Here is a 20,444-nt window from a genome sequence, read left to right as displayed (position 1 = left end):
GCAAGACAAAGAAAGTGAGTCGGCCCCGGCAGGGGACGAAACAGCAGCAGACCACTAACAAAAAACCCCGGCAGAAGCCTACACAGCAAACAACCCCGTCACCCCGCCACCGGTTTCTTAGCCGCCAACAGCCCCTTCAACGCCCCAAGCCGATCCTTAGGCGACATGGCAGGCATGCTGTCCTCAGGAGTAGGCCCCGCATCCTCCCCAAGCTTCATCTCCGCGATGTAGCGAGAAGGCTCACACACCACCGTTTCCCGCGCCCGCTTGCGCTTCTTGCACCAGCTGATATGCAAGCTCCGCTGCGCCCGCGTAATCCCCACATACATCAACCGCCGTTCTTCCTCGATCTTCTCGTCGGTCAGGTCATCGTCTTCACGGCAGTGCGGCAGGATCCCCTCCTCCACGCCCACCAGGAACACGTGCGGATACTCCAGCCCCTTGCTCGCATGCAGGGTCGACAAGCGCACCGCATCCGGGTCCTCTTCCTTGCCTTCGAGCATGCTGATGAGCGCAATGGTCTGCGTCAGCTCCAGCAGGTTCTTGCCGGTGTCCGCCAGGCCATCGGCATTGTCGAAGTTGGTGGCGTCCTCGGCTTCGACGTTTTCGGGCTTGGTGCCCTTGCGCTTGAGCCACTCCAGAAACTCCAGCACGGTGGTCCACTTGTTCTGGGCCTGGCGCTCGTCGTAGGTGTCGTACAGATAGGCCTCGTAGTGGATGCCGCCCATCATCTCGTCGAGCAGCGTGCTGGCGGGCTCCTTGGCGGCGCGGTCCGACAGCCGCACGATGAACTCGCAGAACACCCGCAGCGGCTCCAGCTGGCGCGGTGCCAGCGACGCCTCGATGCCACCCATCATCGCCGCCTCGAACAGCGACACCTTGGCCTGCCCCGCGAATGACCCCAGCACCTCCAGCGTCGCATTGCCCACGCCGCGCTTGGGCGTGGTGATGGCGCGGATGAACGCAGGGTCGTCATCGGCGTTGGCGATCAGCCGCAAATACGCGCACAGGTCCTTGATCTCGGCCTTGTCGAAGAAGCTCTGGCCGCCCGACAGCACATACGGAATGCGCTCGCGGCGCAGGATCTGCTCGAACAGGCGCGCCTGGAAGTTGCCGCGATACAGGATCGCGTAATCCCGGAACTGCGCGCGGCGCTCGAACTTGTGCGCGGAGAGCTTGAAGACCACGCTCTCGGCCTCGTGCTCCTCGTCATTGGCGCCGCTCACGTTGATGGCGTCGCCCATGCCGTGCTCGCTCCACAGCGTCTTCTCGAACAGCTTCGGGTTCTGCGCGATCACCGCGTTGGCGGCGTTCAGGATGCGCACGGTGGAGCGGTAGTTCTGCTCCAGCTTGATCACCTTCAGGTTCGGGAAATCCGTCTGCAGCAGCTTGAGGTTGTCGAGCGTGGCGCCGCGCCAGCCGTAGATGGCCTGGTCGTCGTCGCCCACCGCCGTGAAGGCCGGCGCGCGCAGGTGCGAGCCGCCGGCCAGCAGCTTCAGCAGCTGGTACTGGCAGGCGTTGGTGTCTTGGTATTCGTCGACGAGGAAGTAGCGCAGGCGGTTCTGCCACTTCAGGCGCACCTCTTCATTGCGCGCGAACAGCTCGGCGGGAATGCGGATCAGGTCGTCGAAATCCACCGCCTGGTACGCATGCAGCGTGGCGACGTAGTTGCGGTAGACCAGCGCGGCCTGGTGGTCGTCGACGTTGTTGTTGGCCAGCGCCTCGGCAATGGCGGCTTCCGGATCGACCAGGCCGTTCTTCCACAAAGAGATCGTGCTCTGCACGCGGCGGATCAGTTGCTTGTCGGTGGTCGCCAACTGCTCTTGGATCATCCCGAAGCAGTCATCCGAATCCATGATCGAGAAGCGCGGCTTCAGGCCCACGTGCTCGGCCTCGGCGCGCAGGATCTGCACGCCCAGCGAGTGGAAAGTACACACCGTCAGCTGCTTGATCGGGATGCGCTTGCCGTCTTCGCGCGTCTTGCCGTCCATCAGCTTGGCCACGCGCTCCTGCATCTCCTTGGCCGCCTTATTGGTAAATGTGACGGCGGCGATGTGACGCGGCTCGAACCCCTTGTCGAGGATCAGGTGCGCGATCTTTTGCGTGATCACACGGGTCTTGCCGGAGCCGGCCCCGGCCAGCACCAGGCACGGGCCGTCGAGGTAGTGCACACCTTCGGATTGGGCAGCATTGAGCCCGTGGGCGAGACCGGAAGACATGGGGGCAAGCAGGCGGGAATGTACGGCGGACGGCGATGGTAGCACGGGCCTGCGGCCGGGCCTGGACGGTGCGCGGCGTGCATCGCGGGCGTGAATCCGGTGCACGTTGGCGGCGCGGGAAATAGGAGTTTTCTCATTCTGAAAACACCTAGGGAATTCCAGAATGAAGTCATGGAAAGGCACAACAAAGTGTCACGACAAACCGACCAACGACATTCTGGAGTTCATCATGGCCCGCATCCAATCCACCCAATCAACAACGCTCACGCGCTACCCGCGCCTTGCCGCGCGAACTGCGCTGGCCTTGAGCGCATTCAGCCTGACAGCAATCGCCCACGCAGCCGGCACGGAAATCGGCACCTGCGCGTCAGCCCCTGACATCACCAACATTGCAATCAACGGAACCAACTCGCGATACTGCACGGACGCCGGAGGCACTAGTTCCATTGCGATCGGCGCATCCGGTAAAGCCAGTGGCGCCGGTACCGGAACGTCGGCCAGCGGCATGACCGCCGGAAACTATAACCAGACTGCAATGGGCGTGGGTGCAGCAGCAACTGCCCGCTCCGCAACAGCCCTCGGCGCAGTCGCGACGGCCAGCGGCATTGGCTCGGCCGCTCTTGGTGCAAGTGCAACTGCCAGCGCGAATTCGGCCACCGCACTTGGTGAAGCGACCGTCGCCTCGGGTGCAGCCGCGACCGCTGTCGGCGCCTTGTCCAAAGCGACCGCTGACGACGCCACGGCCCTCGGCCGCAATGCCCAAGCAACGCAGAGTGGCTCGGTTGCGCTCGGTGCCAACTCGGTCGCGGATCGAGCCAACGCCATCTCGGTCGGCTCGGCCACGCTGCAACGCCAGATCACCAACGTCGCCGCCGGCGCGCAGGACACGGACGCGGTCAATTTCAGCCAGCTGAAAACCGCCTACCAGAACATGGCGGACACGCTGGGCGGCGGCGCAGGCTTCAACAACGGCGTCTGGACCCCGCCCTCCTACGCGTTCATCAACGGCAACAACTACAACAACGTGGGCGATGCGTTGAAGAACCTGGATGGCCGCGTCAATACGCTGGAGCAAAGCGGCGGCGGCAGCGGCACGCAAAACAACGGCATGTTTGACGGCAAGGGCAACGGCAGCGGCGCCAAAACGGACGCCGCAGCCAACGGCAACAACACGACGTCTGCCGGGCCGAACTCGGTCGCCAACGGTGACAACTCGACGGCCGTCGGTTCCAACGCGCAGGCCAACGCCGACAACAGCGTTGCGCTCGGCAAGGATTCGGTGGCCGACCGCCAAAGCACGGTGTCCGTCGGCGCCATTGGCAACGAACGCCAGATCGCCAACGTGATGGACGGCACCGCCGATACCGATGCGGCCAACATGCGGCAGCTCAACACGGCCGTGCGCGAGGGCAACGCGCAAACGCTGAAGCAGGCCAACGACTACACCGACCAGCGCTTTGCCGACACGAACCGCGCCATCCACGATGTGGCCCGCAAAGCCTACGCCGGCGTGGCCGCAGCCATGGCGATGCCGAACATGACGCCGTCCGGGCCGGGCAAGACCGTTGTGGCTGGCGGTGTCGCCAACTACGCGGGCGGCAGCGCCGTCGGCGTGGGCGTCACGCACCGCGCGCGCAACAGCCGCTGGATGGTCAACGTGGCCGCCTCCGTCACCTCCACGGGCGATGTGGGTAGCCGTGTGCAGGCCGGCTGCGAGTTCTGAGCGCCGCCTGTGCCCTCCTGAATTTCCTCCGTCGATAGGTTGTTTGCCGGCCCACGGGTCGGCATTTTTTTTTGGTGCCTCCGGAGAGGCCGCAGGAATTCCGCCCGTGCTTTAGGAGGTTTCTGATTTTCTTTGATTTATCAAAACGCCATTATCTAAACAAGAAGGCACGAAACATTTTTTTAATTCTCTCCACACTAGCGCCCGCGCAAAAAGAAACAAAAAAATCATCGCGCAACGTTTTCAACTTCTCCAATCAGGCATCGACATGAACAAGGCATATCGGATTATTCGCAACAAGGCGACCGGGCTGTGGACGGTGGCGTCGGAAATTGCACGCGGCAAGGGCGCGAGCCGCGCCACAAACAATCTCAGCCCTTTGCCGGGGCTGGCCGCGCTGGCAGGGGTGGCCGTCGTGCTGGGCGGGATTTCATCGCCTGGCTTCGCAGCCACCAATATCAGCAACGTCAGCGTTCAGGATACGGGTGCGTGCATTAACTCCGATGCCGGCTTTACGCCATCCAACGGCGCGAAGGCCGAGTCGGGGGCTGGCTCCATTGCCATTGGCGACTGCAGCTACGCGGCCAAAGAATCCGCTACCGCCATGGGGAAGAACACGGTCGCTAACGCCACTTACAGCACGGCCCTCGGCGAGCACACCACGGCAGCCGCCGAGCGCAGTGTCGCCGTTGGCAGCTGCGGCACCTCCGCCACCGGCGTGCGCAGCACGGCACTCGGCTCGGGTGCGCTCGCCTCTGCAACGGATGCCCTGGCGGTCGGTGCGGGTGCGCGCAGCAGCGCCGCCGGTGCCGCGGCCCTGGGCGCCAACGCTGTCGCCGACCGCGGCGCCATCACCGCCACCGCCAACCCGCTCGCTTACGGCACCAGCACGGTCACCACCACGCAGGGCGCGGCGTCGGTCGGCTCGTCGACGGCGCAGCGTCAGATCATCAACGTGGCCGCAGGCACGGCAGATACGGACGCGGCCAACGTCGGCCAGGTCAAGAACGTGAAGGCGGTGGTGGATGCCAATGCCACGGCCACGGCCACTGCGCTGGGCGGCGGCTCGACCGTCGGCACCGACGGCAAGATCACTGCGCCGAGCTACGTGCTCAACAACAAGGCCAACACGTTCACCAACGTGGGTGACGCGCTGGGCAACCTGGATACGCGCGTAACGGCCAATAACACCAGCATCACGGCACTGAGCAACGGTACGGCCGGCCTCGTGCGGCAGGCCAACAACACGGCCTCCATTACGATCGGCGCGGCCAACGCCGGTGATACGGTCAACATCATGGGCACGGCAGCCACTGGCGGCGCGCGCATCACGCGCAAGCTGACCGGCGTGACCGCCGGCACGGTGTCCGATAGCAGCTCGGACGCCATCAACGGCGCGCAATTGCATGCGACGGCCGACTCGATCGCCACCGCGCTGGGCGGCGGCGCTGCCGTGGCCAACGACGGCACCATCACGCAGCCGACCTACGATTTCGGCAGCGGCCGCACGTTCAACGACGTCGGCTCGGCGCTCGGCAACCTGAACACCCGCACCGGCACACTGGAAGCCACGACCGTGCAGTACGACAGCGCCAGCAAGAACGCGCTGACGCTGAACAACGGCGGCACCGCCGTGCAGGTCAAGAACGTCGCCGATGGCACCGCCGACACCGACGCGGCCAACGTGGGCCAGGTGAACAAGATCCAGACCACGGCCGATGCCGCCAAGTCCGCTGCCGACGCCAACACGACGGCCATCAACGCCGCCAACACGTTGGCCACCAACAACACCGCTGCTACGGCCAAGGCGCTGGGCACCACTGTGGGCGACGATGGCAAGATCGCCGCGCCCAGCTATACGGTGGGCGGTGAAGCGTTCGATAACGTGCGCGGCGCCCTGGGCAACCTGGATACGCGTACGAAGACCAACACCAGCGACATCGCCTCGCTCAAGTCCGACATCAACGCCGGCGCGACCGGCCTGGTGCGGCAGGATGCGACCACCAAGAACCTGACTATCGGCAAGGATGTTGCCGGTACGGAGATCAGCGTCGCGGGCAAGGATGCCGACGGCAAGGCCGTCAACCGCAAGCTGACCGGCCTGGCCGATGGCTCGCTGACGGACGACAGCACCGACGCCGTCACCGGCAAGCAACTGAAGACGACCAACGACAGCGTGACGACCCTCGATGGCAACGTCACCAAGCTCGATGGCCGCATGACCACAGCTGAAAGCAACATCAAGACCAACACCAGCGACATCACCCAGCTCAAGTCCGACATCAGCTCCGGCACGACTGGTCTGGTGCAGCAAGACGCGACCACCAAGAACCTGACCATCGGCAAGGAAGTCGCGGGCACGGAAATCAGCGTGGCGGGCAAGGATGCTAACGGCAAGGCCATCAACCGCAAGCTGACCGGCTTGGCGGATGCGGACCTGACCGACACCAGCACCGACGCCGTCACCGGCAGGCAACTGAAGACGACCAACGACAACGTGACCGCACTCGACAGCAGCGTCACCAAGCTCGATGGCCGCGTGACGACTGCCGAAGGCAACATCAAGACCAACACCGACAACATCGCCCAGTTGAAGACGGACATCGATTCCGGCGCAACCGGCCTGGTGCAGCAGGACGCGACCACCAAGAACTTGACCATCGGCAAGGATGTCGCGGGCACTGAGATCAGCGTCGCTGGCAAGGATGCCGACGGCAAGGCCATCAACCGCAAGCTGACGGGCGTATCCGATGGGTCGGCCGATGCCGACGCGGCCAACTACGGTCAGGTCAAGGCCGTGGACCAGCGCGTCACAACCCTGAGCGCGAGCGCGGTGCGGTACGACAGCGACGCCAAGACCTCGATCACGCTGAACAGCGGCGGCAAGGCTGTGCAGATCAAGAACGTCGCCGACGGCACGGATGACACCGATGCCGCCAATGTCAAGCAGGTCAAGGACGTTGAAGGCAAGATCGGCACGCTCACTGCCAACGCCGTGCAGTACGACGATGCGGACAAGACGTCGGTCACGCTGAACAAGGGTGGCTCGGCGGTGCAGGTCAAGAACGTGGCCGATGGCACGGAGGATTCCGATGCAGCTAACGTCAAGCAGGTCAAGCAGATTGCCAACCAGATCGACAGCACGTTGAGCACGGCTACCGAGAACGTCGCGGCGGCGCTGGGTGGAGGCGCTTCCTTCACCAACGGCGTCTGGATGGCCCCGACGTATGCGTTCTCCGATGGCCAGATCGCGAAGAACGTAGGTGAGGCGTTCTCATACTTGGACACGCGTGTGAACAAGCTTGAGACGGGCGGCAGCAGTCAGGCCAGCGCCATGTTCAACGGCAATGGCAGCGGCAGCGGCAGCAAGGAAGCCGCCCAGGCGACCGGCACGTACGCCACGGCTTCCGGCGCCAACGCGGTTGCCAGCGGCAGCAACGCCACGGCAACGGGCGCCAACGCTGTCGCCTCGGCGGACAACAGCGTCGCGCTGGGCGCCAACTCGGTGGCCGACCGGGCCAACACCGTGTCGGTCGGTTCGCAAGCGCAGCAGCGCGCCATCACCAACGTCATGGCGGGCACGCAGGACACCGATGCGGTCAACGTGCAACAGCTCAACGGCGTGAAGTCGCAGGTGGCGGGCATCCAGCAAAGCGTTGATACCCTGCAGAACCAGGTCAACCAGCGTTTCGACCAGATGGACAACCGCATGAACCGCCTCGGCGCGATGAACGCGGCCATGTCGACGATGGTGGCCAGTGCGGCAGGCCTGCAGACCGACAACCGCATGGCGGTCGGCACTGGCCTGTATCGCGGCCAAACCGCGCTGGCAATCGGTTACCAGCGCAAGGTGGGCTCGCGCGCCACCGTGACGATTGGTGGCTCGACTGCCGGCGGCACGGAGTACAACGTGGGCGTGGGCGCGGGCTACGGTTGGTAAGTGGCTGAGTTGCTGAAGTAGCGGTACTGGGGCGCATTGGCTTTGGCTGGTGCGCCCTTTTTGTTTTGTTGTTGGTGGTCTGCTGCTGTTTCGTCCCCTGCCGGGGCCGACTCACTTTCTTTGTCTTGCCAAAGAAAGTAAGCAAAGAAAGGCGCGCCCGATGCGGCGACCCCCTCCTTGAATTTCAGTCGCAGGGAGGGAGGGGAGGCAAACTCGCTGCGCTCAGACAGCCTCCCCTCTTTTTCCTCCCCGCAACAGAAATTCAAGGCGCCATCTAGGGCAGGCACGGCCAAACTGTCGGTGTGCTGGCGGTGTCGCTTTGCGCATTCGTTTGCACCCCTCGCTTTACTTTCGGGCGTTACACGGCTTACGCCCGGTTACACGACAACCGTAAGCTCCTGGCCGATACGCGCCGTTATAGGCAGGACAGCGGCTGAATCGGTCAGCCGCTCAACCGAGGGGAGCGTTTCATGAACCGCATCGTCAAAGTCCTGGCTGTTACCGCCGTCGCCCTGTCCGCCACCACCGGCGCTTTCGCGCAAACGCAGTGGCAGAAGGATCACCCGCGCCGCGCAGAAGTGAACCATCGCCTGGCCAACCAGAACAAGCGCATCCACAACGAGGTGAAGGAAGGCGAGATGTCCAAGGGCCAAGCTGCGAGGCTGCACAAGGAAGACCGTCAGATCCGCCAGGAAGAACGCGACATGGCTTCCCAGAACGGTGGCCACATCACCAAGCAAGAACAGCGCACCCTGAACCAGCAGGAAAACAAGGTCAGCCGCCAGATCGGCAACTAAGCAACCAAGCTTCCTGACCGCGGCGTCCGCAAGGCGCCAGACGGGCCGGCAAGCGGCCACACCCCCGGGCAATGGCACCAAGGCCAGTGTCCCGACGGTGTGGCCGTTTTCCTTGGCCGTGTCTTTTTGTCTTTGGACGTTGAGCCTAGATGGCGCCTTGAATTTCTGTTGCGGGGAGGAAAAAGAGAGCGGGCCTGTCTGAGCGCAGCGAGTTTGCCCGCTCTCCCTCCCTGCGACAGAAATTCAAGGAGGGGGTCGCCATCTCGGCGCGCCTTTCTTTGCCTACTTTCTTTGGCAAGACAAAGAAAAGTAGGTCAGCCCCGGCAGGGGACGAAACAGCAGCAGACCACCAAGTCCAAAACCCACACAACAGCAATCACTGCAACATAAACGTCTCGTACTCCAACCGATCCAACTTCCGATCCAGAATGGTCAGGCTGGCCATCACAACCAGCAACAGCGACACCGCAAACCCATACCCATACCAAGCCGGCCCCAACTGCAGCGTGATCCAGGTCAGCACCCCGTTCAACACCACAAACGCAGCCGTCAGCCCCAGCACAACCCGCCGCCGATCCAGGTAAAAGAAGATATTCAGCACCCCCAGAAACACCACCTGCAGGCTCGCAGCAATCGTGTCGACATACAGCAAGGGCAAATACAGCTCGGAAATCTGCAGCACACGCAGCACCGAGGCGCCCACGGCAAACAACACCAGCGCCGCCATGGCCTGGATCTTCACGATCTCGTACAGCCCGGCCCGAATGGTCTGCACCATCGTGTTACGCATATCCTCGATATGCTCCAGCGACGCCCCACCCCGCACCGCGTCGTAGAACGCATCGTAGTACTCGACAAAATCCGTCTCGATCCGCACCAAGAACACCGCCATCCCCGGGATGATGCCGAGGTACGCCAGGAACACCGGAATGTCATAGATGACCGACGCGTGCAGCGGCCCGACCACCTGCTGCCCCGTGCCCGGCGCGTACCAGAACATGAACTTGTCGAGCCAGATGCCGAGGTTGTAGAGCAGCCCGATCACCATCAGCGATGGATACGCATACCGCTTGTCGAACACCTCGAACGACAGGAAGCGCCGCGCGCTGAAGTTGCGGTAGATCAGCCCCGCCATGCTGATCAGCAGGCACAGCTGGCCCAGCACGAAGCCCAGCAGCAGCCCCTCCAGCCCGATGCGGTTGAACAGCAGCGCCAGCAGCACGGTCAGGGTGTAGCCGATCAGGAACGTCCAGACGACGGCCTTGTACTGCTTCATGCCCGACAGGAAGATCACCGCGATCCAGATGTTGGCCATGACCACGAAGCCGGCCAGCATCAAGATCCGATAAATGGCCGACTGCTGCGGAAACCCGAACAGCACCACCAGCAGCCCCAGCCCGCCCGAGAGCAGCGTGATGACGAGCGACACCGCGTGGTAGTTGGGCAGCACGAGGTCATCGCGCTTCTCGAACAGGCGGTCGGAGGTGAAGCGTGTGAAAGCCAGCTGCATCGGCCCGGTCAGGATCAGGCTCACCGCAATCAGGTAAGTAACGGACACCTGGAACTGCGTGATGAGCGAGCCCGGAATCACGAACGGCAGGCTCAGGATACCGATCAGCAAGATGCCGACGATGGAGAGAATCCACGGCCCGGAACTGATGATGCCGGCGTAGGTGTAGGCGCGCAGCAGCCCGAGCAGGCTGTCGCGCTTGAGCATCTTGCGCAGCTCGAAACCGATGCCGGCCATCAGCGCGCTCCCTTCTTGCCGTTCTGCCCGGCGTGGTGCGGGCAGGCTGCGGCGGCCGCCGTGGCGCCGGCCTCGGTGGTCAGGTCGGGCAGCGTGCGCAGGCGCTCGTACAGCTCGCGGTAGCTGCCGACCATCATCTCCTGCGTGTAGTAGCGCTCGACGCGGGCAACGCCGGCGGCCTGCGCTTCATGCCAGCGCGCCTCGTCCCGTAGCAGCGTGAGCACCTCGGCGGCCAGCGCGGCCGGGTCGGCGATGCGCACCACGGCGCCCGCCGCACCCAGCGCCGCGTCGTCCCCTTCCAGGCCGAACAGCAACTGGCGGCACGAGCCCACATCGGTGGTGACCGACGGCACGCCTGCGGCAAACCCTTCCAGCACCACCAGCGGCAGCGCCTCGCTGATGGAACTCAGCACCAGCACGCCCACCTTGGGCAGCACGTCGTCGATCTTCTGGAAGCCGAGGAACTTGATGCGGTCGCCCAGGCCCAGGCTCTCGGCCAGGCTGTGGCATTCCTGCGCGTAGTCGGGGTCTTCATCTTCCGGGCCGGCGATCCAGCCTTCGGCGTCGGGCATCTCGCGCGTGATGGTCAGCATGGCGCGGATGAAGGTCTTCACGTCCTTGATCGGCACCACCCGGCCGATCAGGCACATCACGTGCGGCACCGTGGCCGGGCGCTTATCGCGCAGCGGCGCCAGGCGCGGCAGGTTGATGCCGTTGGGGATGTTGCGCGTCTTCTCGGCCGGCGCGCCGTCGATCACCTGGCGCAGGCGGTTGCCCTCGTACAGCGCGACGATCTCTTCGGCGGCGTCGTAGCAGACCTTGCCCATGGTCTCGAAGAAGCGCACCCACAGATCACGGAAGTAGCTGATCTGCGCGATGTCCTTCTCGAAGATGCTGCGGTTGTCGCGGATCCACTGGCTCTGGAACAGATCGATCTTGCGTTCCTTGGTGTAGATGCCGTGCTCCGACACCAGCAGCGGCCGCCCGCGCCGGTAGCGCAGCAGCGCGCCCAGGAAGCCCGCATAGCCGGTCGAGATGGTGTGGAACACCTTCACCGGGATCAGGTTCTCGGCAATGCGCACCAGCTGCCAGAGCGGCTTGTGCATGATGCGCACGGTCCAGAAGTAATCGGTGAACGATGGGTCGGTGCAATAGCGCCGGTAGTAGTCCGTCATCATGTCCCAGGCGCGGTGGCTGTAGAGGAATTGTTCCTCTGCCAGCGGCCCGTCGTCGCGCAGGTCGTCGATAGCAGCGCGGATCAGGTGGGCCGTGTCATCACGGTGCGCGGGGTTACGCAGTGCTTCGTGCAGTTGGCGCGAGCGCTCGAACGCCGCGGCGTCACCGCCGCTGGCCTGCACCAGCGGCGGCGCCGGAAAGTCATACAGGTAGTGGCACTCGACGTGCACCACGTTGTCGGGGATGGCGTAGACGGGCTTGCCGTAGTCCTCCCGGCGGCTGCCGATGAAGACGATGGCAAAGCGGATGTCCGGAAATGCCCGGATCATCTGGTTGACCCAGCTCGACACCCCGCCGCTCACGTAGGGGAACGTCCCTTCGAGCAGCAGCGCGACGTCGGCGGACTGGGCGCGTGGGAATTGGTCGCTCATGATGTCCAGTAGCGCAGCAGCGGGCGCAGCAGCGGCAGCGGCGAGCGGCTGGAGAACTGCGCCAGCGCCGCGCGCGCGCCGGCGTAGTCGCGGCGCAGGTAGCAGGCTTCGGCCAGCGGCGGCAGCAGGCGGTCGCGCGGGAAGCCCAACGCCTCGGCCTGGCGCAGATGGGCCTCGGCCACGTCGGGCTCGCGGCGTGACAGGGCCAGGCGCCCGCGCATGTACCACAGCGCGGCGTTGTCGGGCTGGATGGCCAGCGCCGCGCTGGCATAGCGCTCGACCTGCTCGGCGGTGTAGCGGTAGACGTCGCCCTGCACCAGGTTCTGGTAGATCAGCTCCCAGTACAGGTCGGCCAGGCGCTTGTTGATGTCGTAGCGGGCTTCGCGCGTGGTGGCCTCTTCCAGGCGCGGCAGCTCGGCCAGGATCTTCTGCGTGAGCACCTTCTCGGCGTTGTCGAGCATGCCGTAGGCCAGCAGGCGGATGTCGTCCACGGGGTCGGCCAGCAGGTCGCGCAGCACGGGGCTGGCGGTGCGCGTGGGCATGGACTGCATGGCCACCAGCGCAGTCATGCGGCTCTGCACCGGCGCGCGTTCATTGCTGAGCTGCGCGCGCAGCCGCGCCCCGCCGCCGTGCGTCACGCGCGAGATCAGGTGCGCGACAAACACCGGCAACCCCACCTCGGCGATGTCCTTGTCGCCCTCGGGCTTGGGAAACAGCTTGCCCAGCACCAGGCTGCCCAGCACTAGCAGGCAGCCGGCCACCGGCACGAAGAAGCACAGCGCCACCAGGTAGCCATACGTCCAGATGAACGGCACGCGGTAGTGGAACGGCAGCAGACGCCACGCGGCCAGCCCGATCAGCGCGGCAGCGGTGCCCTGCAGCAGCAGGCACGACAGCAGCAGCGCCAGGCTGTTGCCGGCGTGCAGCACCATCACCACTGCTGCGATCTGCGCCGAGATGCCGCTGAGCGTGAGCTTGAACATGGCCGCGCCCCTAGCCGTCCAGGTGGCAGCGCGTGAGGAAGCGCTGCAGCGCCTCGCCCGGGTGCTCGCCAGTCACGTGCAGGGTCTGCGCGCTGATGTGGGCCTCTTCGAAATCGACGCCGAACTGCGCGCGCAGGCTGTCTTCGATGCGCACCAGATAGGCCGACACGGCGCCCGCGCCCGACAGCGGCATCAGTGTGACGATGGCGCGGCGGCCCTTGCCGCGCGCCTGCCAGACCACGTCCAGCGCACGGCGGCTGCGCACCACGTGCTCGAACAGCGCGTCGCTGGCTTCGTCCAGATCGAAGATCAGTGCCACCACCGAGGTATCGATGCCGGTATCGCGGTGCAGGCGCGCCAGGCGGCCGAGGTCGAGCGCGAATTCGTACGGCGCGTCCGGCACGAGGTCCAGGATCTCCGAGCTGACCGTCAGGTGGCGCACGCCGTCGGCGTAGTAGCCCAGCAGCACCAGCAGGAACTGCAGGTTCTCGTACGACAGCGACAGGAACGGCATCTGCTGCACGACCACGATGCCGATCAGCTCGTCGGCACCCGACAGCACCGGCGCGCAGGCGACGTAGCGCGAGCCCTCTTCGTGGCGCAGCTCAGGCGCCTGCGGGTGGCCGAGCGTGTGGGTGTCGATGCAGTGGCGGATGAGCGGATCGTCGGCGGCGATATCGAACGGCGTGCCAACGCGCGCCACCGGTTCGGTGTCGACCTGGTTGCCGGTCACGCGCACCATGGCCGCCACCTCCAGCTGGCAGGCCTGGGCGGTCCATTGCAGAAACTGCATGGCGCCGGGCAGTTGGGCCACGTCGGGCAGGTTGTCGCCCATGGCGTGTTCACGCCCGGCCAGCGCCAGATTGCGCAGCTGCGTGAGCGTGTCGCGCAGCGTGGTCGGCTTGGCCAGCAGGTCGTTCTCCAGCCGCTCGTGCGAGAGGCGCAGCAGGAAGTGGTTCTTGGTGAGCGCGGCCAGGCGGTCGTTCAGGTAGCCGTTGACGGTGCGGGCGCGCGACAGCCGCGCGCTCCAGATATCGCCAAACTGGCCGCCCACCAGCACCAGCATCAGGCCGCCGAGGAAGGTCATGCGTGGGAAGGCGCCCGCCGCCGCGGTCGGGGCGTAGAACAGCCACCACGCGCCCAGCACCACCAGCGCGGCGGCCGCGCCCAGCAGCGTGCCGTAGCGCAGCGCCAGGATCAGCGGCACCAGCCAGATCCACGGGAACCCATAGCCGAGCAGCAGCGGGTTGTTCGGCACGAACAACCAGACGATGGCGATGGTGACCACCATGGTGCCGATCGTCTCGAGCACGGCGGTCGGGCTCGACAGCGTGGGCGCGAGCAGCTTGCCGTACCAGGTGGACGCACCGATGCCCTGCGCGTTGCGCCGGCGATCACGCTGCCGCGCGTCGGTGGCAGCGGTCGCGCTCTTGCCCGGGGCGGCGCGGTCGGCTTGCGCGCCTTGCGTCTTCATCAACTCCGGCCCAGCGGCGACAGCAGTTGGCGCAGCAGCTTCTGCGCCACGGCCGACACGGCGTCCCGGCTCCAGCCGGTGCGGCTGCCGGCAGCGCTCCAGATCACGTTGCCGCTCTGCACTTCGATCACCTGCAGGGTGATGCCGACAGCGGGCTCGCCGTCCACGCCCACTTTGTAGCGCCATTCATCCACGGTGCCGGTGAGCGCATAGCGCGCGCGCTCGCCGCGCGCCCATTCCAGCGCACGCGTCACGGCCTCGCGCTCGGCCGGCTCGAACAGCGATTCACCGTTCAGGCTGGCCGGATACTGCTTGAGATTGGTGAAGCCGCGCGCCTTCAGCAGGCTGGCGGCGATGCTCTCGGCGCGCAGGCCGGCCTGCGGCGTCTCGGTGTAGTTGACGATCGGCAGCACGACCCAGGCGTCGGTGGCGCTGGCCGCAGGCGCGCTGCTGCTGTCGACCACCGCGCAGGCGGACAGCGCCAGCGCCGCACCGACGCCCGCGGCCATCGCCAGCCAGCGGCGGCGGCCGACCTGCATCGTGTCGAGGAGGGATGTCATCGGTTTCTCCATGTGCATTTCGTGTGTTCTTTTCTGTTGCTCTGTTCAGTACAGCCAGCGATAGCGCAGGCCGATTTCCGTCAGCGGCGAGGTCCCCGACCGCGTGATGGACTGGTGTTCGATGTACAGCGCCAGGTGGTCGTTGCCGAACACGCTGCCGGCCACCCCCAACTGCACCTGGCTGCCCCACCCTTCGCGATTGTCGCGCAGCATGCCGACATCCAGGAACGGGCGCCAGGCGCGGGTGTAGCGGTCCAGATAATCGGTGCCGAAGCCGAACAGCACACCATACTGCGTGAACGAGCGCGGCATGAACTGGTCGACCGACAGCGGCACCCCCGCTGGCAGCAGGCGCCCCAGCAACGCACTGGGCGTGCCGGAAGCGTTATACCGCGCAACCGTGCCGATCATGCGGATCGTATAGTCCGGATACTCCACGCGGAAGCGGTGGCCGATCTCGCCGTCGAACACCATGCCGCTGCCCAGGAACGAACGGTCCTGGCCGTAGAAGCGATCGCCCTCCACCCGCGCACGCACGTATTCACGCTGCGAAAGGCGCCAGTTGCCGCCCACCGACACCAGATCCTTGACGCCGCCGATGCGCAGTTGCGGCGTCTCATTGGCCGGCTGGTTGCGCCCGGCCGACAGCTCGGTGCCCAGCGGCCCGGTCTGCCCCAGCAGGCCATCCAGCCGGAACGCCGTGAACGACGCCAGCCCCTGGCGCCAGCCGACCGTGCCCTTCCACTGCGTGTCCTGGGTCTGGTATTGCGAGATCCAGTCGACGCTGCGGTCCTGCGCCGGCACCCCGGTCAGCTGCGTGTCGTCGGTGGAACGCTGGTTGCGCTGGGTGGCGCGCAGCAGCATGCTGTAGTGATCGGTGAGTCGCATGCCGGCGGCGGCGCTGGACTCGAAGTACGTCAGCGGCGCCTGCTTGAACCACGTCTCGCGCGGCTCCAGCGCCTGCGCGTTGGTCAGCAGCGATTCCTGCACACGCTCATGCAGCTGCGGATCGTCGGGCGCGGTGCTCAGGCCCTCGAAGGCCAGGCGCTGCGCCTCGCCCAGGCGGTCCGTCATCGTGTTCGCGTCGATGCGGTTGTAGAGCGGGATGCGGTCCGCCGTGTCGTCCAGCAGGCGGTTGAGCGTCTGCAGGTCGTGCTCGGCCAGGGCGATAGAGATGTCGGCATAGGCCGGCCGGCTCATGCGGCGCGTGTATTGCTGCAGCAGCCACGCGCGCGCCAGGTCGTTCGCTTCCTGCGACAGCGCCCAGCCCAGCGCGGCCTCCTTGGCCACGGCGGAGACCAGCTGGTCGCTCACCCGATGCTGCGCGCGCTTGGATGCCGACAGATCCGGTGCTGGCGGCGGCTCCGGCGGCAGCGTGTCGATGTCGCCCAGCTCGGACTTGGCCAGTTCGTCCCGGCCGCCTTCGCGCGCCTGCTTGGTTTCGCGGCGGTCGTCGCGCAGCAGCTCGATCAGCAGCCGCTGGGCCAGGTCGCCCGAGCCGAAGGTCTGCGCCAGCGTCGCGCGGCGGGCGCGCAGGTCGGCGCGGGCGTCGTCTTCCAGCGGCACGGTGTCGGCATCACCGGGGGCGACACGCACGCCGGCGCGGCGGCCGGCTGGGGCGCGGCCCTTGTTGCCGGGCGCATCCTCTCGCCACAGCAGGCGCCACGCCTCACGGCGCAGGCCCCAGGCGGCGTCGGCCTGGCCGGCCATCTCGCGCGCGTCGGCATAGGCCAGCAGCCACAGCGGGTCGTTCTGCATCGACTTGCCCTGGCGGCCGAGGAAGCGCAGCGCGAGGTTGGCGTCGAACAGCTGCAGCCCGGCGGCGGCGTAGGCACCCCAGTAGGCGGAATCGTTCTCGGCCTCGCCGCGCCACAGAGCCAGGGCACGCTTGAGCTCGGCGTTCTGGCCGGAATCGAGCAGGCCCCACAGGAAGGTGGCCTTCACGTCGCTGCCGGCGTCGGGCAGCGAGACAGCGCGGCGCAGGTCGCGCATGGCGGCGTCCCACTGGCCGCTCTGGCGGTAGTACTCGGCGCGCGCGGCGAGCACGCCGGCGGATTGCTCGGCGGCCTTGCGCTGCGCGGGCGTGAGCGAGGCCAGCAGCCCCTCGATGCGGCGGAAGGCGCGCGCCCGCGTGTAGTAGTAGATCGCCTGCTGCAGGTGCGTGGTGCTGCCGTCCTTGCGATAGGCCGCCTCGGCCAGGCGGCCGGCGTCGATCGGGCTGGCGTCGTAGAAGTCGATCATCGCCGACAGGTCGTCGGCCTGGGCCCCGCCGCCGATCAAGAGCTGCCGATACGCCTCGCGCGCCAGGTCGTCGCGTTGGTTCAGGCGGGCGAGCTGGGCGAAAGTGCGCCAGTAGAGGTCGTCCGTGGGCGCGGCGGCGCGCTCGGCCACCTGGATGGCGGCGAGCGCCTGCTCGAAATTGCCGCGCACGTACAGGATGTTGGCCAGCTTGAGCGCGTAGCGCGCGTTGGGGCCGAACTCCTGCTGCAGGTGGACGTAGGTGTCGTAGGCCTGGTCGTCCTTGCCGGCGCGCTCGGCCAGCATGGCGGTGCGCTCCAGCACGGCTTGCCGATGCGGCCCGTGCGCGATGCTGCTCAGGTAGGCCAGGCCTTCCACCGGTTCGCCCAGGCGCTCGTAGGCGGCGATCACCTGGTCGAGCAGCTTCATGTCGCCCGGCTGGCGGCTGGCCTGGTAGCGCAAGGCGGCCAGGTAGGCGTGGTCTTCGTTGAGCGCGGGGGCCAGGCGCAGCACGTGCTGCCAGGCGGCGTCATCGCCGGTGGACTGCGCATAGGCCAGCCAGTATTGCAGCGCCACCATCGGCTGGCGGTTCCACTCGGCCACCTGGGCGGCGCGCTCGGTCCAGAGCTTCAGGTCGGGGCGCTGGCGCACGGCGGCCTCGGCCACGCGCATGGCGTCGTTCAGGTTGCCGCTGCCCATGAAGACGCGGTAGGCAAGGTCGTAGTCCTCGGCGTTGAATGGCGCGATGCCGCCCTTGATGGCCTCGGCGCCGGTCGGCGGTGCGGCCGGTGTGGCCGGCGCGCTGGCAGCGTCGGCCACGCGCCGAATGCGGGCGGCACCGCGTTGGCGACGCGCCACGCCCTCCGGACCGTCCATGTACAACACGTCAGCTGGCGATGGCAGCGGTTCGGGCCGGCCAGCAAACATCCAGTCATGCCGGAGCGCGCCAGCGGCCAGCACGATGCCCTCCTCACCCGTCTGCTGCCACGACAGGTGCAGCAGCCGGCGCGCGTACTGGTCGGCCAGGTCGGGCCGGTTGCAGGCCATCGCCAGCCGGGTGAGGAAGCGCAGGGTTTCCGGATCGTCGGCGAGCGGGCCGACGCGGCGCTGCGCCTCGGCCACCGCCTCGTCGAGCAGGTTGCCGGACTGCAGTGCCTTGACCCCGGCGATGAAGTAATGGCGTTGTTCGTCCAGCGAGGTAGCCGCCGTCTGCGCGGCAAAGTTGGCGGCGGCGGCGGCGCGGTATTCGCCCACGCCCAGCGCGATCTCGGCGGTGCGGGACTGCCACTGGGCGGCGCGCGCCACGTCCTGCTTGGCCAGGCGCTGGTAGAACTTGGCGGCCACCGCGCCGGAGTCGAGCCCACGCGCCTTGGTGGCCAGGATTTCGAGTTCCGATGCGCTCCAGCGGTAGTCGAGTGCCTGGGTCAGCAGGCTGCGCAGTTCGGTCAGGTAGGCCGCGCGGCGCGGATCGTTCGGCTGCAGCGCATAGGCCCGCTGCTCGCGGATGGCGATGTCGAGCAGCAGGGCCTCGCGGTCGACCGCCTTGTCGTGCAGTGCGCGCATGCGGGCCACCATCGCCTCGGCGTCTTCCAGGCGGCCGGTGCGCACGTACTGGGCGGCCAATACGCTCAGAAAATCGCCGTCATTCGGGCGCACGCGCAGCCAGGCCTCCAGATAGGCCACCGACAGCGCATCGACCTTGCCGCCCTCCAGCAGGCGGGCCTCCAGGCGCTCGCGCGGGAACATCGAGGCGAGCGCCAGCCCGACCAGCGCGCCAAGCGTGCCGATCAGCCAGGGAGGCAGCAGACGCTCGCGCGGCGTCAGGTCAGCAGACCACATCGATACGCTGGTAGGTGACGGTCTGGGCGGCGCCGCCGCTCAGGTCCACGCGCACCGTGTTGTCTTGCGCACGGGCGGTGCGCGCCGGGCTGCCGTTGACGCGCACCCGGCACGCCCCGGCGTTGGCCAGCCGGACGAATGGCTTGTAGTAGCCGCCGGCGTCGAAGCTGACCGCGTTGCCGCTGCGCTCGAAGTTCTGCACGAAGGCGGCCGCTTCCGCCACGTAGGCCGGTTGGGCGGGCTGCACGGACGGTGTCTCGGGCGCCAGCGCAAAGCGCGCCGCACCGCCATCGAGGTGGATGTAGGTGCCACCGGCCGCGCGGTCATAGCCGACCACGCCCTGCGCATCCGCCAGCCGGGGGGCGCCGGGCGCCATCCAGCGCAGCTCGCGCAGGTCGCCGTTGCCGCGCACAACCCAGGCGTCGCCCGCATCAACATCCCGGGCGACCGCCATGTCGCGGAAGTCGAGCACCTTGGCCACGTATTCGGTCGAGTAGATCGGGAACACCGGCTGCGACAGCGCGTAGTCGTAGACCTTCTTCAAGGCCTTGAGCGCAGCAAGCTTGGTGCCCGAGTACATGTGGTAGTAGAGGTTGATCGGCTTGAATCGATACGGGTTTTCGGTCATCTGCAGTGTTTCAATCAGGCGATCGAAGCCGTAAAACGGTCCGGTCCAGTCATTGGTATAGACGTTTTCGTTCTGGTTGGGCGCGAACACCTGGTAGGCGCCCGGCCCCTTGTCGATGCCCAGCGGCGCGATGTCCGTCCACGACGGCGAGCTGCGCGTGATGGTGGTGTCGCCCCCATTGATGTTGACCACGCCCGCCTGCCAGGCCATGCGCACCGCCACGTCGGGCGGCTGGCAGTCGCCCGACCATTGCACGATTTTCACACGTTTGCCCGGCGGCGCGAGATGTTCGTTGATATAGCGGATCGAACCGCCGATCTCCCGGTCCAGACTGAACTGGTAACCGGGGATGGATAACGCGAATGCGGTATCCCCGCCGCCCTTGTCATCCTTGGTAGGGTCGGCCGACGCCTTGCCCTGCACCGTTCGGCTCCAGTCGAACGGGTGCGAGTAGGTATGCGTGCCCAGCTCGACGTAGGGCAGCGCGAACATCTTGCGGGCGATGGCCTCCAGACGCGGGCTCAGCTTCGGGTACAGGCCGCTCGCGCCCACCTCCCCTTCGATGACCGACAGCGTGGTCGGGATGCGGTATTTCTCCCAGATGTCCTGCAGCAGCACCTCGCCGGAATACTCCGGGCCGGGAAACTCGGCGCGCGAGGCAAAGCCGTCGCCGTCCACGTGCACGAGCA

The 20,444-nt window shown here is 66.5% G+C and carries 10 protein-coding genes and 1 pseudogene; 3 read left to right on the top strand and 8 right to left on the bottom strand.

The features are described from left to right. Positions 1-98: 98 nt before the first annotated feature. Positions 99-2,219, bottom strand: coding sequence for a UvrD-helicase domain-containing protein (locus tag QZ609_RS12955; RefSeq protein WP_295495154.1), 2,121 nt, complete (start codon positions 2,217-2,219; stop codon positions 99-101). A gap of 163 nt (positions 2,220-2,382) precedes the next feature. Here QZ609_RS12955 and QZ609_RS26780 point away from each other — a divergent pair, with 163 nt between their 5' ends. The 3 genes from QZ609_RS26780 to QZ609_RS12940 all read left to right on the top strand — a co-directional run bounded on the left by QZ609_RS26780 (position 2,383) and on the right by QZ609_RS12940 (position 8,679). After that, complete coding sequence (locus QZ609_RS26780; RefSeq protein ID WP_365901514.1) at positions 2,383-3,942, top strand: YadA-like family protein; 1,560 nt, start codon at positions 2,383-2,385, stop codon at positions 3,940-3,942. Between the two features lie 268 nt (positions 3,943-4,210). After that, a complete protein-coding gene (locus QZ609_RS12945; protein ID WP_295495151.1) occupies positions 4,211-7,882 on the top strand; it encodes an ESPR-type extended signal peptide-containing protein in 3,672 nt (1,223 codons plus the stop codon). 470 nt (positions 7,883-8,352) lie between these two features. Then, entirely contained in the window at positions 8,353-8,679 is a 327-nt protein-coding gene (locus QZ609_RS12940; protein WP_295495148.1) for a hypothetical protein, read from the top strand. 376 nt (positions 8,680-9,055) lie between these two features. On the opposite strand, the gene pelG is transcribed toward QZ609_RS12940, so the two are convergent. The 7 genes and pseudogenes from pelG to QZ609_RS12905 form a co-directional block, all read right to left on the bottom strand. Further along, positions 9,056-10,426, bottom strand: coding sequence for an exopolysaccharide Pel transporter PelG (pelG, locus tag QZ609_RS12935; RefSeq protein WP_295495145.1), 1,371 nt, complete (start codon positions 10,424-10,426; stop codon positions 9,056-9,058). Then, positions 10,426-12,033: a GT4 family glycosyltransferase PelF gene (gene pelF / locus QZ609_RS12930; protein ID WP_295495144.1), complete on the bottom strand. Its 1,608-nt coding sequence runs from the start codon at positions 12,031-12,033 to the stop codon at positions 10,426-10,428. Before pelF ends, pelG begins: the two co-directional genes overlap by 1 nt. Further along, positions 12,030-13,016, bottom strand: a complete 987-nt coding sequence (locus tag QZ609_RS12925; RefSeq protein ID WP_295495141.1) for a lipopolysaccharide N-acetylglucosaminyl transferase — start codon at positions 13,014-13,016, stop codon at positions 12,030-12,032. Before QZ609_RS12925 ends, pelF begins: the two co-directional genes overlap by 4 nt. 10 nt (positions 13,017-13,026) lie before the next feature. Next, entirely contained in the window at positions 13,027-14,490 is a 1,464-nt protein-coding gene (locus tag QZ609_RS12920; RefSeq protein WP_295495139.1) for a PelD GGDEF domain-containing protein, read from the bottom strand. After that, positions 14,490-15,050, bottom strand: a complete 561-nt coding sequence (locus QZ609_RS12915; protein ID WP_295495137.1) for a penicillin-binding protein activator LpoB — start codon at positions 15,048-15,050, stop codon at positions 14,490-14,492. Before QZ609_RS12915 ends, QZ609_RS12920 begins: the two co-directional genes overlap by 1 nt. A 45-nt stretch (positions 15,051-15,095) precedes the next feature. Next, positions 15,096-19,127, bottom strand: a complete 4,032-nt coding sequence (locus QZ609_RS12910) for a tetratricopeptide repeat protein (RefSeq protein ID WP_295495135.1) — start codon at positions 19,125-19,127, stop codon at positions 15,096-15,098. Then, positions 19,114-20,444, bottom strand: a pseudogene (locus tag QZ609_RS12905) (hypothetical protein); the annotation flags it as partial. The gene QZ609_RS12910 and the pseudogene QZ609_RS12905, both read right to left, overlap by 14 nt.

Source organism: uncultured Ralstonia sp., assembly GCA_913056305.1.
Lineage (GTDB): Bacteria > Pseudomonadota > Gammaproteobacteria > Burkholderiales > Burkholderiaceae > Ralstonia.
This window is presented reverse-complemented; position numbering and strand designations above follow the sequence as displayed.